Source organism: Actinoalloteichus hymeniacidonis, from assembly GCF_014203365.1.
GTDB classification, from domain to species: Bacteria; Actinomycetota; Actinomycetes; order Mycobacteriales; family Pseudonocardiaceae; genus Actinoalloteichus_A; species Actinoalloteichus_A hymeniacidonis.
In genome coordinates this window covers 5,922,475-5,936,670 of record NZ_JACHIS010000001.1, presented here as the reverse complement: position 1 = coordinate 5,936,670, position 14,196 = coordinate 5,922,475, and the positions used below count along the sequence as shown (strand labels likewise).

Here is a 14,196-nt window from a genome sequence, read left to right as displayed (position 1 = left end):
AAGGCCGAGAATGTCGTTCGCCAGCCCGCTTTTCCTGTGGTACTTCATGCCCGTCGTTCTCGCGGCGGTGCTGATCGCACCCCGGAGCTGGCGCAACGGCGTCGTCGCCGTGGCCAGCCTGGTGTTCTACGCCAGCGGGGCGGGCGGCACGACCCTGCTGCTGTTGTCGTGCATCGTCGTCAACTACCTGGTGGCGCCCGCGCTGCAACCGGACGAGTGGGACCTCGAACGACGCCGGAAGAAATGGCTGCTGATCGGCGTCATCAGCTTCAACCTCTCGATCCTCTTCGTCTGGAAGTACGCGGGGTTCGCCACCGAACAGGCCGCCGTCCTGGCCGGCTGGTTCGGTGCGGACCTGCCGACGGTGGAACTGGCACTGCCGATCGGCATCTCCTTCTACACCTTCCACCACATCTCCTATGTGGTGGACATCTATCGCGGCGAGCGGCCCGCCCTGCGTAATCCGGTGTCGTTCATCACCTACATCGCGATGTTCCCGCAGCTGGTCGCCGGGCCGATCATCCGATACCGGGAGATCGCCGACCAGCTGCCGCAGGAACGCAGCCACCGGCTCGACGACATCGCCGCCGGACTGCCCCGATTCGCGCTGGGGCTGGCCAAGAAGGTCATCGTCGCCGACTCGCTCGCCCCGGTCGTCGCGGCCTGCTTCAACACGCCTGACCAGGACATGACCTTCGCGATCGCCTGGCTGGGCGCGATCGCCTACACCTTGCAGCTCTACTTCGACTTCTCCGGCTACTCGGACATGGCCATCGGTTTAGGCCGGATGCTGGGCTTCCGGCTGCCGGAGAACTTCGCCCGCCCCTATTCCTCGGTCACGGTCACCGAGTTCTGGCGTCGCTGGCACATGTCGCTGTCGCGCTGGTTCCGCGACTACGTCTACATCCCGTTGGGCGGCAACCGACACGGCTCGGCCAAGACCTACCGCAACCTGTGGATCATCTTCTTCCTCACCGGCTTCTGGCACGGCGCCGCGTGGACCTTCATCATCTGGGGCCTCTTCCACGGCGCCCTGCTGGTCTTCGAACGGGCCACCGGCAAGGACAAGGCGCCAGCCTCGGCGGGCGGGCGCATCGCGCGCCGAGTGCTGACCACGCTGCTCGTCACCATCGGCTGGGTCTTGTTCCGTGCCCCCGACATGGCCAGCGCGTTCAGCGTGCTCGGCAGCATGGCGATCCCCGACTTCACCGGTTTGTCGATCGAGGTCGACGACGCGCTGAACAACCAACGCCTGCTCATCCTGATCTTCGCTGTCGGAGCCTTCTTCCTGCCGTCGAAGTCGGTGACCGGCCCCTACCTGGAATCGGCCCGGTCGCGGTCCGCCACCGTCTTACGCGTGGCCCTGCTGACCGTCGGCCTCTGGTACGCCGCGATCCTGGTCGCCACCGGGACGTTCAGCCCGTTCTTGTATTACCAGTTCTGAGACTTGCTCATCTCCTGAATCGAACTTCGCTTCCTCAGCGGTGCCGTACACCAGGAACACGACCTTCGGGCGGTCGCCTGCGATCTCGACGGTGGTCACGGCGACGTTCTCGAACCCGGCCTCGCCGGCGATTCGCGCCGCCTGTTGCTCGTCGGCGGGCATCGGCAGATCGGCGGCGGCCAGCTCGGCGAAGGCACCGGAGGGCCGGAAGCACGCCGCCGAGGTCAGCGTGAAGGCCACCTGACCGCCGGGCCGGAGCACGCGCAGCCAATCGGTCAGCGCCGCCCGGCCCAGGAATTGCAGCGAAGAGGCACACAGCACGAGGTCGGCGGAGCCTGCGGGCATCGGGGCGGGCACGCCCGCCGCCACCTGCCATTCGATCCGGCCCGTCGGATCGGCGGTGGTGGCTGCCTGTCTCGCTCGTTGAATCATGCCCTCGGAGATGTCCACGGCCACGACACGCGTGATGTCGAGCCGACGCAGTGCTGCGAAGGCCGCCGCGCCGGTTCCCGTTGCCACATCGAGCACGGTTGCTTTCGCCCGCAAGGGCGCCAGGCCCGCGACCAGACGCTCGGCCAACGTCCGATGGCTGCCATCGGAATCGTAGTTCGGCGCGAGTTCGTCGAAGGCGGCATTCGGGTTGATCATGATCGAATTCTAGATCCGACCGAAACCTCTCTAAACCGAATTTTCGCGGTGACGAATTCGCGAGACCGAGTCGCTTGCCGCGTCGACCCTCGGACCCGACCGGCATGGCGTGAATGCAGGTAGCGGCGCGAACCGATTGTGGCGTCCATCGTGATGATCTGAAGTGCGTCAGTCGCCGGTGTCCCGATCGGCGGCGCGGCGAGCGTGCAGTTCCACCAGCCAGCCTCGGATCTGGTCGTCGCCGTGGAGGAAATCCTGGTGTGGCCCATGGCGAAGATCGATGCCGTGAAGCTTCTCCAACGCCCACCAACTCACCTCGTCCCAGCTGAGAGCGTCGTCGGCTACCCACCTCGCGGCCCACCGATCAATGGCATCGCGGCTGGACCGCCCATCGAGAACCGCCCGGAATCGAGCCTCGATCTGATCCAGGTCCGGCCGTTGGTCGCCTGTCACATCGTTGACCGTAACCGCAAGACAGCCCAGCCCGGGAGGAGCACACACACCCGATGCCTGCGGACAGTGAACATCCGTAGGCGATGCTGTTATTTCGCGTCCAAGCCGAAGATCCGCTGCCTAACCTGAGCGAGCCGCCGTTCCTGGGGGCAGCGTATTCGGGAGGTCCGAGAATGAGCCTTGGCGTGATCGCCGGCCTGGCAAGCGAAACGGCAAGCGGCTTAGCGGCGTCGAGCGGGGAAGGCGACGGGTTACCGGCGTGGATGTATGCGCTCATCCCGCTGGGCATCATGGTTCTCATCGCGATCGCCGCGCGCCGCAGTGCCGCCCGCAAGCGCACCCGGCGCCCCGCCAAGCGGCGGCCCTATCGAGACAGCGGCCCCGGCGATAGCGGCCACACCTACTACGGCGACTACGAACGCCACCACGAATCCGCATCGTCCGACTCCCATTCCGACAGCGGTGGCGGTTGGGGCGGCGGCGATAGCGGTGGTGGGGGCGACGGCGGCGGCGGCGGTGGCGGTGACTGAGTCGGCCGAATTCGCGGCCGGCGTCTTGGACATCGCCGCTGAGGCGGAATCTGCCCAACTCCCGTCGCTCGGGCTGCTGCTTCTGACGGCCATGGTGCTGCTAGCCCTGATTCTGCCGTTCGCCCTCGCGCGTCGGGGACCAAGGAAGGTTCGATCCGAGCAGCCGCCGAAGCCGAACCGGCAACCCGAGAACGGCAGCCGGGACAACCCCACCGTCTTCGGCCCGTCCGGCCACTACGACCACATCGGTGGTTCAAATGGCGGTACGAATGCCGACGACATCGGCGGCGATGACTGACCGGATGTAGCCCCGCCCCAGCGGCCGGTGCTATTCCCAGGCCAGCTGTCGCCGCAGCCGCACTCGACCGCGACGACAGCTGTCCGGGCTGCGAAACCCGATCAGCGTGCTACCGGTGTCGCCGAGGAACGTCGTCCGCGATAGGCCAGCCTGCGCAGCAACCACTCCGCCGGACCGCGTTTACCCGCACGCTCCAACGCGATGGCGAACACCATCGAGACGAGCCAGGCCGCCACCGCGATCAACGCGGCCTGCCATTCGGTGAGCGTGGCGCCGAGTCCGAGACCCCAGGCGGCCAGTAGCGGCGCGAAGATCACCGACTGCACGAGATAGCAGGACAGGGACCGCTTCCCGATGGCCGTCAGGCCGCCGACCAGCGCGCCAGGAGAACGACCGTCGGCGAAGCGAGCGGCGATCAGACCGAAGAGCGCCGCATAACCGATCCCACCGCACAACCCGGTCAGCAGGTGCAGCAGGGTGGGTGCCCAATCGGGCAGCTCCCAGATTCCGTGGTGCACCAGGGCGGCGGGCACGGCACCGAGCCAGCCGATCGCGATCCCGACGACTGCGGTGCGCATCAGCAACCTGCGATGTGTCTCCGGCGATTCGAGGATTCGCCGCCGAGCGCAGACGATCGCCAGCAGTACGGCGATCGGCACGACGAACCCGAGTAACCCCTGGGCGACGACCAGCGGCGACCAGAAGAGGAAACGAGGGAGGATCGAGTCGAGATAGGACTCGGTTCCCGCCAGTTGTGGCACAGTGGGCTGGACCATGGCGGCCGCCTCCTCCATCGGCAGCAGCAGTCCCACCACCGATCCGGAGATCGTGGCGATCGCCAGCATGGTGAACAGACCGATGATCCACCGGCGCAGAGTGGCGGTCTGCCGACGCAGGAACAGCCAGACCATGATGAGCCCGCAGAGTCCGTAGGCGCCGAGGACGTCGCCCTGCCAGAGCAGCGCGGCGTGCACGCCACCGAAGACGATCATCCAGAGGTGACGTAACTGGAGTAGGCGGCGCGCGGATTTCTCATCGACTCCGGCAGCCTGCTGCCTCGTGTAGAGCTGCCAGATGCCGTAGCCGAACAAGAAGGCGAACAGCGGGTAGCTGCGCCCATCGATCGCGACGATCGCGATGGTCTGCCACACCACGTCGAGGCCGGTGGCATCGGCGCGGTGCGCGCTGGTGAGAGCGGTGGGCGCGCCATAGAGGAACCAGGGGACGTTGGCCAGGGCGATGAACAGCAACATGAGTCCGCGCGCCAGATCGGGTGCGACGGCGCGTTGCCGCTGTGGTGGCGGATCGTCGTGAATCGTCATCGGTGTCCTTTTTCGGGAAGCGTGGGCCGACCTGCGGCGATAGCCGCCTGCATGGTCGCGGGATTCTGAAACGATCGACCGCTGCCCGGTCTCGCGATGCCGAGCGAGGCACGCGCGGAGCCCGGGAGTTCGGTGACGACTTGCCGACCGGGTACGCAGTCGCTTGCTGCGCCGGGCATCCCGGTCGTTCTCACCGATCGTAGCCATTCGATCGCTAGCCGACATCGATTCGCGGGGGGATTCGCGATGCAACCGCCGCGCCGGGAGCGCGCGCCACTGCGGCCCCCGCCGGAGGACTCCGGTTGCGTTCCGACTCGATGAAGCCTTGGCGCGATCGACCGACGCGGGCCTGGGCTTGGCTACCGTGTATCCCGTGACACACCTGGAGGGCGCTCGTGGTGCAACACCCGAGAGCCTGATTCTCCCCGAGGTGCACGAATCCTGGTTGCCGAGGGAACATTCGTTGTACCGGCCGAGACACGGCGGCCGCCAACTCATCGCGCTACTCGCGGGAGTGGTCTTCTTCGCGGCGCCGCTGGCCGTCTACGGGATGGGTGTTCGGGCCACCGAGATCGAGAATCGACCCTTGGTGGCGTTTCCCGGCTTCGCCGACGGCTGGGGTTTCTTCACCGGAATGCCGCAATGGGCCGTCGACAACCTGGTGTTTCGCGAATCGGCCATCCGATTGGCCGACGGGATCAGCAGAGGTGTGTTCGGCGAGCCGCCCGGCCGGGGCATCCCCGATCAACCAGCGGGCCCGGCGGTGCTGCCGCAGCCACCTGCGCCCAGCCCGCCTTCCGAGGAATCCACGGACCTGACCGAGCAGCTGATCCTCGCCGAATCCAGCGAGGTCATCGAGGGCAAGGACGGGTGGCTCTACCTCGGTTACGACGTCGAGGGCAAATGCGATCCCTATCGCGACCTGGACCAGTCGATCGCCAGCCTGCGGGAACTGCGGCGGGTGGTCGAGGAATCCGGCCGCGAACTCATCGTGCTGATCGCGCCGGACAAGAGCACGATCGTGCCGGAGTACCTACCGGATGAGTATCCGGATCTGGAGTGCGCGAGAGTCGCCACCGAGGACTTCTGGGCCCGGGTACCCGCCGAGACGGGCGCGCTCGACCTGCGGGCGGCACTGCGGCAGCCCGACCCCGCACCGGAATCCGGCCGCCCCGCGTATCACCTGATGGACACGCATTGGACCGATGAGGGCGCCATCGAGGCCACCAGGGCACTCGCCGAACAGATCAGTCCGGGCAGCTCGGACAGCTGGCTCATCGATCGGCAGGGTCGCTGGGATCACACGCCGGATCTCGCGGTCATGCAGGGACGGATCGAGGCCGAGAGCGGCACCCGGTACCGCCTGCGTCCCGACGGGACCGTCGACCGCACCGGTCCGAGGATCAACCGCCTGGACGAAGCGGTGCACTTCTCCAGCCCGGCGACCACCGGCATGGTCACCGAGCGCGTCGCGATGCTCGGCGACTCCTTCATGGTGTCGACCAGCCGTTACCTGCCCGCCGCCTTCGCCGACCTGCGGCTGATCAACTACACCGTGGCACAGAGCGATCGACAGGCCATGCTCGACGTGTTGGTGGCGGGCGATGTGATCGTCGTGCAGTCCGTCGAGCGGTTGATCGCGGGCGGCGTCACCCCGTTCCTCGATCCCGGGGTGGTCGCCGATATCGGTGCGGCCCTGGCCGAACATCCGAGACCATAGACGGATGAGCTTCCGGCTGGCGGCCTACGCCGTGTGCGTCGAGAACGGGCGGGTGCTGCTCGCCCACCATGCAGCGCGGACCTGGACCCTGCCGGGCGGCCGGGTGGAGCACGGGGAACACCCATTCGACACGGTGATCCGCGAGGTCGACGAGGAGACCGGTTGCGTGGCCGAGATCGAACGCCTGCTGGGCGTGGATTCGCGAGTGATCCCCGCCGCCGAGGCGCGTGCAGGCGTCGAACACCAGAACCTCGGGATCTTCTACCAGGTCCGGATCACCGGCGGTCTACCTCGGCCCGAACCCGGCGATGAGATCGTCGAGTCGGTGTGGACGCCGATCCCCGAGGTCGCGTCGTTGCGCCGATCCTCGTTGGTCGACATCGGTTTAGCGCTGGCGCAGACCCGGCCCGCCACCGGCCGGGTGCCGCCGGTCCCGGTCGGCGGACTCATCCAGCATTGAGACCGCGCCCCGGACTCAGGCCGTGCCGACCCTGCGCAGTCGATAGCGCCCGATGACCCGACACACGAGGTAGATCGCGAACGAGATCGCCGTGACGAAGCTGCTCACCGGAGCCCCCGGCGCCAAGGACAGCACGATGCCGCCCAACACCGCGGCCTCGGCGAACAACACCGCGAGCACCGTGGCGGTCACCGGATTGGCCGTGACCCGTGCCGCGGCGGCTCCGGGCGTGACCATCAGAGCGAGCACGAGCAGCGCACCGACGGTTTGCACGCCCAACGCGGTCGCGATGCCGACCAGCACCGCGAACACCGGGGTCAGCCACTTCAGCGGAACGCCCCTGGCCAAGGCCACCTCGGGGTCGACACTGGCGAACAACAGCGGTCGGTAGAGCACCGCGAAGACCACGATGACCGCGATCGCGGCGCCGCTCAGCAGGGCGAGATCGGTCGAGTCGACACCGACGATCTGCCCGACCAGCAGACTGAACTTGCTGGAGGCACGACCGGGATACATCCAGAGCAACAGCACGCCGAGGCCCAGGCCGAAGGCCAGCACCGCACCGATGACCGAATCCTGCTCGCTGCCCCGTTTGCCGAGCACCCCGAGGATCACTGCGGCGATCACCGCCCCGGCCAGTGCGCCGACGCCGACGCTCAAGCCCAACAACAGCGCAGCCGCAGCACCGGTGAAGGCGAGTTCGGCGGTGCCGTGGACGGCGAAGGACATGTTCCTGGCGACCACCAGCGGTCCCAGAACCCCGGAGACCAGGCCCAGCACCGCGGCCGCGAGCAGAGCCTGCTGGACGAAATCGAGCTCCAGCAGTCGCAGCATGGTCTCGAAGTCGAAGATGGCTGCCAGGTTCACGTGGTCTCTTCCAACGGGTGGTGGTGGGCGGCCGCACCGTTCTCGCCACCGACCACCACGATTCGATCGGCGAGCCGGATGACCTCGACCGGTGTCCGATACAACTCGGACAGCGTCTCGGAGGTCATCACCTCGTCGGGGGTGCCCACCCGGAAGCGCCCGTCGACCAGGTAGAGCACCCGGTCGACCACCGGCAACACCGGGTTGATCTCGTGCGTGACGAACAGGACGGCGGCATCCTTGCGGCGGGCGGCGCCCGCGACCAGCTGGCTCACCATCCGCTGACTCGCCAGGTCCAGCGACAACAGCGGCTCGTCGCACAGCAGCAGCGCCGGGTCGCCCACCAACGCCTGGGCCACCCGAAGCCGTTGCTGCTCGCCGCCGGAGAGCAGGCCGAGCGGCCGATTTCCGAAGTCGAAGGCATCGACCGAGGCCAAGGCCGCGTCCACCCGCTCCCGGCGTTCCTGCCTACCCCGCCAGCCGATACCCCAACGATGGCCGTCCAGCCCGAGCCCGACCAGGTCACGGCCCCGGACGGTCAAGGTCGGCTCGACACTGCGTTGCTGCGGGATGTAACCGATCCGTCGATTGCGGCTGCCGGGCGGCATCCCACCGATGCGGGCCTCGCCGCTGGTGAGGGGTTGTAGGCCGAGCAACACCCGCAGCAGGCTCGTCTTGCCGGAGCCGTTCGGCCCGAGCACCGCCAGGAACTCGCCCGGCTGGACCTCCAGATCGAGCCCGTCCCACAGCGTGCGCTCGCCGAAGGCGAGGGTGGCCGACCGCAGCTGCAAGGCGGCGGGATGTTCGGCGCTGGATGCCATGCCCGTCCTCATCGTTGCCGTTGATCGTCGGAAGGCGATCGGGGTGCGTGCGGCGGCCGGTCGAGCCCGGCAGTCGTCACGGCGTCAAGGCCACCGAAAGCGAATCGACCTGCGCCGACATCCACGCGAGGTAGTCCTGCTGATCGGCGGGGAGCGTCTCGGTGAACTCCACGACCGGGATGCCTGCCGCTTCGGCCCGTTCCCGGACCCGGCTGGTCACCGACGTCTCCGTCTGTGGATTGAACACCAGCGCGTTGATCTCGCCCGAATCGACCGCCTCGTTGATCTCGGCGATGGCGGCGGCGGGTGGGTCGGTCTCGGCGTCGACGGCGCGGAGGAAGTCGGTCGGAGTCACATCGTGCAGACCGGCCTGCTCGAAGACGTACTGGCCGAGGGGTTCGGTCGACAGGATGTGTGCTTCGCCGTCGAGTTCGGCGCCGATGCCCTCGATCTGGGTGCGCAGCGTGTCGATCTCGGCGTGGAAGGCCTCGGCGTTGGCGGTGTAGGTCTCGGCGCCGTCGGGGTCGAGCTCGCCGAGTTCGGCGGCTACCGCGTCGGCGACGGCGGCGACGGTGTCGACGTCGTACCAGACGTGTTCGTTGTCCTCGCCGTGCTCGTGAGCGTGGTCGTGCTCGTGGCCTGCGTCGCTGTGATCTTCAGTGCCGTGGTCCTCGTCGGCGTGTTCTTCGGCTCCGTGGTCTTCCTCGGCGTGCTCGTCCTCGCCGTGTCCGTGCTCGCCCTCGTCCGCGTGGTCCTCGTCGTCGTGGGCGTGGTCGTCCTCGCCATGGCCCGACTCGTCCTCGTGGGCATGGCTGTGGCCCTCGACGCCGACGAGTTCGGCCGCGTCGACGGTCGGTTTATCCGAGCCGATCGAGTCGAGAATGCTGCGCATGAACTCGTCGTAGCCGCCGCCGTTGAGCACCACCAGGTCGGAGTCCTGCACCTCGGCAGCGTCGCGGGGCGTGCTCTCGTAGGAGTGCGGGTCTGCGGACGGGTCATCGATGATCGCAACGACCTCGATCTCGTCGCCGCCGACGGCCTGCGCCACGCTGCCCCACACGTTCGTGGAAGCAGCCACCCTGAGTGATCCGTCGCCCGCGTCCCCCTGCTGGCCGGCCCCGCCGTCGCCGCATGCCGCGAGCGTCAGCGCGGTGACCGCCAAGCCGCCCACCAGGGCGGCAGGTCGACGCAATCGGGATCTCATGGGTGGGCCTCCTGCGACTGACTTCGGAAGATGGAAACGATAGTCAAATCAGTGTAGCCCCTGTCCTTACTCCGTTCGGGGTGCACGAGGTGGCTAGACCGCCGAATGGATGAGGCGCCCCGGTTGATCTTGGCCGGCCGGAGTGGGAGTGCGGGCCGGTCAGAACATGCAGCTGCCCTTCGGGATCAGGCCGTTGGCCTGATAATCCACGCTGGCCGTAACCGGCGACTCCCGCTTGATCCGCGCCGCCAATTCCTTGCCCCGCTCCCGCCATGCGGCCGCGATCTCTGGGCTGGAGAAGCCGGATTTATGGAATTCATCTGGATTGTAGGTCGCTTGATATTCGGCGTCCCATGCCCTGATGTCGCTGATCAGGTCGGCAGGGAGCTGCAATTGTTCGCCAGCCTCCTCGATCGAATGATTGTACTCCTCCGGGTCGTCGAAGTCGTAATAGAACGGATCTTCCTGCCATCCTGTCAACAAAGAGACCACTACTGAACGGATCACTCTAGCTCCTATAGGCATGCTGGCGAAGCTTTCGCTTTAATGAAATTGGATGGGCGCCAACAATCAACCCCTTCGAGGTGACCGTAATCGCTATGCGGCGCCTCTCATTTTCAAATGTTACTTCGTACACCGGACGGTCTCTGCCGCTGTATCCGACGATCACACCCCGCTCTAGGGCGACGAAAAGGAGATCCATAACCTTATGTTTTGGGATCCCCACCCGTTCGAAGTGTCCTATCCGGTCAATAGAAAGGATGTGGTCTGACCCGCCTTCCGAATTTTTCCCTTCCACCCACACGGTCCGCCCGTCCGGCAACTTGCTCATGCGGTCGACGTTATCTCGATCGATGATCGCGCCAGCTCGTTCGCGTTCGGCGATCCACTCCGGGTAATGGTCTCGTTGATCGCCACCGTCTGACAGTGCTGGTGGCGGCTCCTCGGTGCCAGGAGTCCGCGCGCCCGCCGACCCACCGGAACCGATATCTACGCCGGGTGGGCCGATCCCGTGTCCGGCGATCGCGAAGCAGTACCCATCGATGATGTCCTGTGCTTGGCCCAACTCGCTTAAGGCCAGTTCGACATCCTCACGTGCGGCCCGGCCCAGCGTGTGGATCTCGCGGACCTGCGGCCAGATCGATCCCCTAGTGCCCTCGGCGAAGATCTCCGAACCCGCCGCTATCGCGGCCTCGGCCCGTGTTGCGGCCTCCCGAGCTTCGACTACCAGCGCATATGCCTGCCGCAACTGCGCAACCACTTCGGTCACGGACAATGCGCGCCCCCTTACGCAACGTGTCCGTCCCATGGTGGCGCATTGAGGTGACCGAATGCACTCGGATGACCCCAGAACACACACCGCCCGCCGGCAAAACGCGGCGGGCGGTGGAAAGTGTGCTTATTAAATCCGGCTGATCACCACTCAGTTGGTGGTGATGCGTTGTCCGGTTTCGGGGTGGAAGAGGTGGGTGTGGTGGGGGGTGGTGAGGGTGGCGGTGATGGTTTGGCCGATGGTGGGTGGGTTGTGGGCGTCGGCGCGGACGATGAAGCGTTCGGGGGTGTCGGTGTTGGTGGTGGTGGCGTAGACGTAGGCGTCGGCGCCGAGTTCCTCGACGAGGTCGACGGTGAGTCCGATGCCGGGTTGGTTGTTGGTGGTGAGGGTGAGGTTCTCGGGGCGGATGCCGAGGGTGATGGTGGTGGTGTTGAGGGTTTTCTGGGTTTCGGGGGTGAGGGGGATGGTGAGGCCGTCGAGTTGGGCGCCTTGGGGGGTGAGGGTGGCGGTTTTGAGGTTCATGGCGGGGGAGCCCATGAAGCCGGCGACGAAGGCGTTGGTGGGGGTGTCGTAGAGGGCGCGGGGGGTGTCGCATTGTTGGAGGAGTCCGTCTTTGAGGACGGCGACGCGGTGGCCCATGGTCATGGCCTCGACTTGGTCGTGGGTGACGTAGATGGTGGTGGTGTCGAGGCGTTGTTGGAGGGCGGCGATGTTGGCGCGGGTTTCGACGCGGAGTTTGGCGTCGAGGTTGGAGAGGGGTTCGTCCATGAGGAAGACGGAGGGTTCGCGGACGATGGCGCGGCCCATGGCGACGCGTTGGCGTTGTCCGCCGGAGAGGGCTTTGGGTTTGCGGTCGAGGTAGTTGGTGAGGTCGAGCATGCGGGCGGCTTCGTCGACCTTGGTTTTGATCTGGTCTTTGGGGGTGCGGCGGAGTTTGAGGGCGAAGCCCATGTTCTCGGCGACGGTCATGTGGGGGTAGAGGGCGTAGGACTGGAAGACCATGGCGATGTCGCGGCCCTTGGGTGGGGTGTGGGTGACGTCGCGGCCGCCGATGTGGATGGCGCCTTCGTCGATGTCCTCGAGTCCGGCGAGCATGCGTAGGGCGGTGGATTTCCCGGACCCGGAGGGGCCGACCAGGACGAGGAACTCGCCGTCGGCGACCTCGAGATCGAGTTGGTCCACGGCCTTGACCGGTGGGGTTCCGGTGAACACCCGAGAAGCACCCCTGTAAGCCACATCGGCCATTTGCTGCACCTTCCACGTTGGAGGTAGTGAATCCGAGCCGCCGGACGGCTTCTGCCTGCTGCTTTCGCGGGCAGATGGTCTGCGAGCATCGTCTCCACTATGTGAGGTTCTTGTTCGATTAACCCTTGACGCCGCCGGCCGCCAGACCGGACACCAGGAAGCGCTGTACCAGGTAGAAAACCACGACCGCCGGGATCGCGACAAGGATTGATGCGGCAGCGAGATGTCCCCACTCCGTCCGGTTCTGCTGAATGAAGACCTGCAGTCCGACAGCCAGCGTCTTCGATTCGTCGGCCACCGAGAGCAGCGACGAAGCGAAGGCCACCTCACCCCAGGCCGTGAGGAACGCGTAGAACGCGGTGACGGCCAGGCCAGGCCGGGACAGCGGCAACACCAGACGCCAGAAGACGCCGAACGGGGAGAGCCCGTCTACTCGACTGGCCTCGTCGATGTCAACGGGAATCGTGTCGAAGTAGCCCTTCAACATGTAGGTACAGAAGGGCACCGCGGTGGTGCAGTAGACGAGCACCAATCCGATGGTCGAGCCATGCAGACCCAGGCCCAGCAGGATGTTGTAGAGCGGCACGATCAGCACCGCGAACGGGAACATCTGGATCACCAGGAAACCCAGCATCAACCCGCGCCGACCCGGGAAACCGAACCTGCTGACCGCATACGCGGTGGTCGACGAGAGGAAGAGCGCGATCACCGTGGTCAGCCCGGCGATCGTGATCGAGTTGCCGAACCAGGCGAGGAAATCGCCCTTCTCCCCGGACAGGATCGCCCGGTAGTTGTCGAGGCTGGATTCGTTCACCAGCGTCGGAGTCGGCTCGATCGCCCGCGAATCCGGCTTGAACGAGGTCACCAACACCCAGAAGACCGGGAACACCGCGATGAACGAGGCGACGATCAGTGTTGCGTGCAGCCCGATGCTCGCGAGTCGGGAGCGTCGGGCTCGGCTGGGCTGTCTGCGGCGGGTCGCCTGCCGAGTGGCTTGTAACGAGGCTGCGTCGATGCTCACCAGACCTCCCCCTGCCGCTTGAGTGCGCGGCGGTAGACGGACGCGAAGACCAGCAATACCGAGAGGATCAGCACGCCGTAGGTGGAGGCGATCGCGTAATCCCTGGTGGCGCCGGAGAAGAAGCGTTCGAAGGCGTAGGTGATCAGGATCCGGGTGTTGGGATTGGGCCCGGTGACCAGATAGACCACCGCGAACATGTTGAAGGTCCAGATGATCCCCAGCAGCACCACCGTGTTCGACACCGAGCGCAGAGCCGGAACGGTGACGTGGACGAAGCGTTGCCAGGGGCTCGCTCCGTCGATCTCGGCGGCCTCGTACAGATCGGCCGGGATGGACTGGAGCCCGCCCAGCAGCGCCACCATCATGAACGGCACGCCGAGCCAGACATTGACGATGATCACCGCGACCAGCGCGATATCCGATTGTCCCAACCACACGGGCGTCGGCAGCCCGACCGAGTCCAGCGCCCAGTTGATCAAGCCGTAGTCGGCGTTGAACAGGTAGCGCCAGGAGAACGCGCTGATGAAGGCGGGCACCGCCCACGGCAGGATCAGCAGCACCCGGTACAGGCTGCGCATCCGCATCGGGCGATTGAGCAGCATCGCCAACCCGAGCCCGATGACGTAGTGGAAGAACACTCCCGAGAACGTCCAGATCAGGGTTCGAACCAGCGTCGACCAGAACGCGCCGTAGGCGGGGTCGCCCGAGAGCACGTTCAGATAGTTGGCCAGCCCCACCACCTCGAAGGTGGCGGGGCGGTCCAGGATCGGGTTGGCGATGTTGTTCTCGTTGATGTCGGTGATCGTGAAGAAGACACCCTGCCCCAGTGGGAGCAGTACGAGGACGCTGATCACCACCACGACCGGCAGCACCATCGCGTAGGCGTACCA

Annotated in this window: 16 protein-coding genes; 5 read left to right on the top strand and 11 right to left on the bottom strand. The window is 66.3% G+C overall.

The features are described from left to right. The first annotated feature begins 10 nt into the window (after nucleotides 1–10). Nucleotides 11–1,444: an MBOAT family O-acyltransferase gene (locus BKA25_RS25345; protein WP_069846096.1), complete on the top strand. Its 1,434-nt coding sequence runs from the start codon at nucleotides 11–13 to the stop codon at nucleotides 1,442–1,444. Here BKA25_RS25345 and BKA25_RS25340 read toward each other — a convergent pair. Together BKA25_RS25340 and BKA25_RS25335 are read right to left on the bottom strand one after the other, a co-directional pair. Next, nucleotides 1,352–2,092 (bottom strand): class I SAM-dependent methyltransferase, encoded by a 741-nt coding sequence (locus BKA25_RS25340; protein ID WP_069846098.1) that lies wholly within the window; start codon nucleotides 2,090–2,092, stop codon nucleotides 1,352–1,354. The two genes, BKA25_RS25345 and BKA25_RS25340, sit on opposite strands and share 93 nt — an antisense overlap. Nucleotides 2,093–2,260: 168 nt before the next feature. Then, nucleotides 2,261–2,545, bottom strand: coding sequence for a YxzC family protein (locus BKA25_RS25335; RefSeq protein WP_069846100.1), 285 nt, complete (start codon nucleotides 2,543–2,545; stop codon nucleotides 2,261–2,263). 263 nt (nucleotides 2,546–2,808) lie between these two features. Here BKA25_RS25335 and BKA25_RS25330 point away from each other — a divergent pair, with 263 nt between their 5' ends. Together BKA25_RS25330 and BKA25_RS25325 are read left to right on the top strand one after the other, a co-directional pair. Then, nucleotides 2,809–3,075, top strand: coding sequence for a hypothetical protein (locus BKA25_RS25330; protein ID WP_069846102.1), 267 nt, complete (start codon nucleotides 2,809–2,811; stop codon nucleotides 3,073–3,075). After that, the gene (locus BKA25_RS25325; protein WP_157420898.1) at nucleotides 3,068–3,373 is read left to right on the top strand and encodes a hypothetical protein; all 306 of its coding nucleotides are present in this window, start codon (nucleotides 3,068–3,070) and stop codon (nucleotides 3,371–3,373) included. The genes BKA25_RS25330 and BKA25_RS25325 overlap by 8 nt, the downstream gene beginning before the upstream one ends. 101 nt (nucleotides 3,374–3,474) lie before the next feature. Here the strand turns inward: BKA25_RS25325 and BKA25_RS25320 are convergent, their stop codons facing one another. After that, entirely contained in the window at nucleotides 3,475–4,695 is a 1,221-nt protein-coding gene (locus BKA25_RS25320) for a DUF418 domain-containing protein (protein WP_069846106.1), read from the bottom strand. A 373-nt stretch (nucleotides 4,696–5,068) separates the two neighbouring features. On the opposite strand from BKA25_RS25320, the gene BKA25_RS25315 reads away from it, so the two are divergent. Both BKA25_RS25315 and BKA25_RS25310 read left to right on the top strand, forming a co-directional pair. Next, complete coding sequence (locus BKA25_RS25315) at nucleotides 5,069–6,415, top strand: alginate O-acetyltransferase AlgX-related protein (RefSeq protein WP_157420899.1); 1,347 nt, start codon at nucleotides 5,069–5,071, stop codon at nucleotides 6,413–6,415. 4 nt (nucleotides 6,416–6,419) lie between these two features. After that, nucleotides 6,420–6,875, top strand: a complete 456-nt coding sequence (locus BKA25_RS25310; RefSeq protein ID WP_069846107.1) for an NUDIX hydrolase — start codon at nucleotides 6,420–6,422, stop codon at nucleotides 6,873–6,875. 15 nt (nucleotides 6,876–6,890) lie between these two features. Here BKA25_RS25310 and BKA25_RS25305 read toward each other — a convergent pair whose 3' ends face one another. The 8 genes from BKA25_RS25305 to BKA25_RS25270 all read right to left on the bottom strand — a co-directional run bounded on the left by BKA25_RS25305 (nucleotide 6,891) and on the right by BKA25_RS25270 (nucleotide 14,181). Then, the gene (locus tag BKA25_RS25305; RefSeq protein WP_069853181.1) at nucleotides 6,891–7,709 is read right to left on the bottom strand and encodes a metal ABC transporter permease; all 819 of its coding nucleotides are present in this window, start codon (nucleotides 7,707–7,709) and stop codon (nucleotides 6,891–6,893) included. Nucleotides 7,710–7,738: 29 nt separating this feature from the next. Next, a complete protein-coding gene (locus BKA25_RS25300) occupies nucleotides 7,739–8,563 on the bottom strand; it encodes a metal ABC transporter ATP-binding protein (protein ID WP_216637776.1) in 825 nt (274 codons plus the stop codon). Between the two features lie 76 nt (nucleotides 8,564–8,639). After that, nucleotides 8,640–9,767 carry a metal ABC transporter solute-binding protein, Zn/Mn family gene (locus BKA25_RS25295; protein ID WP_069846111.1) on the bottom strand — a complete coding sequence of 376 codons (1,128 nt, stop codon included), beginning with the start codon at nucleotides 9,765–9,767 and terminating at the stop codon, nucleotides 8,640–8,642. 159 nt (nucleotides 9,768–9,926) lie between these two features. Beyond that, a complete protein-coding gene (locus BKA25_RS25290; RefSeq protein WP_157420900.1) occupies nucleotides 9,927–10,274 on the bottom strand; it encodes an immunity protein CdiI family protein in 348 nt (115 codons plus the stop codon). 1 nt (nucleotide 10,275) lies between these two features. Next, complete coding sequence (locus BKA25_RS25285; RefSeq protein ID WP_157420901.1) at nucleotides 10,276–11,037, bottom strand: hypothetical protein; 762 nt, start codon at nucleotides 11,035–11,037, stop codon at nucleotides 10,276–10,278. 153 nt (nucleotides 11,038–11,190) lie between these two features. Further along, nucleotides 11,191–12,285 carry an ABC transporter ATP-binding protein gene (locus tag BKA25_RS25280; RefSeq protein WP_069846115.1) on the bottom strand — a complete coding sequence of 365 codons (1,095 nt, stop codon included), beginning with the start codon at nucleotides 12,283–12,285 and terminating at the stop codon, nucleotides 11,191–11,193. A gap of 118 nt (nucleotides 12,286–12,403) precedes the next feature. Next, nucleotides 12,404–13,306: a sugar ABC transporter permease gene (locus tag BKA25_RS25275; RefSeq protein ID WP_069846117.1), complete on the bottom strand. Its 903-nt coding sequence runs from the start codon at nucleotides 13,304–13,306 to the stop codon at nucleotides 12,404–12,406. Further along, entirely contained in the window at nucleotides 13,303–14,181 is an 879-nt protein-coding gene (locus BKA25_RS25270; RefSeq protein ID WP_084643527.1) for a carbohydrate ABC transporter permease, read from the bottom strand. Before BKA25_RS25270 ends, BKA25_RS25275 begins: the two co-directional genes overlap by 4 nt. Between the last annotated feature and the right edge of the window lie 15 nt (nucleotides 14,182–14,196).

Coding starts and splice junctions, on each gene's coding strand:
- BKA25_RS25330 (WP_069846102.1), top strand. CDS start 2,809: ATGTATGCGCTCATCCCGCTGGGCATCATGGTTCTCATCGCGATCGCC.
- BKA25_RS25345 (WP_069846096.1), top strand. CDS start 11: ATGTCGTTCGCCAGCCCGCTTTTCCTGTGGTACTTCATGCCCGTCGTT.
- BKA25_RS25300 (WP_216637776.1), bottom strand. CDS start 8,563: ATGGCATCCAGCGCCGAACATCCCGCCGCCTTGCAGCTGCGGTCGGCC.
- BKA25_RS25270 (WP_084643527.1), bottom strand. CDS start 14,181: ATGGTGCTGCCGGTCGTGGTGGTGATCAGCGTCCTCGTACTGCTCCCA.
- BKA25_RS25320 (WP_069846106.1), bottom strand. CDS start 4,695: ATGACGATTCACGACGATCCGCCACCACAGCGGCAACGCGCCGTCGCA.
- BKA25_RS25340 (WP_069846098.1), bottom strand. CDS start 2,092: ATGATCAACCCGAATGCCGCCTTCGACGAACTCGCGCCGAACTACGAT.
- BKA25_RS25305 (WP_069853181.1), bottom strand. CDS start 7,709: ATGCTGCGACTGCTGGAGCTCGATTTCGTCCAGCAGGCTCTGCTCGCG.
- BKA25_RS25280 (WP_069846115.1), bottom strand. CDS start 12,285: ATGGCCGATGTGGCTTACAGGGGTGCTTCTCGGGTGTTCACCGGAACC.
- BKA25_RS25310 (WP_069846107.1), top strand. CDS start 6,420: ATGAGCTTCCGGCTGGCGGCCTACGCCGTGTGCGTCGAGAACGGGCGG.
- BKA25_RS25295 (WP_069846111.1), bottom strand. CDS start 9,767: ATGAGATCCCGATTGCGTCGACCTGCCGCCCTGGTGGGCGGCTTGGCG.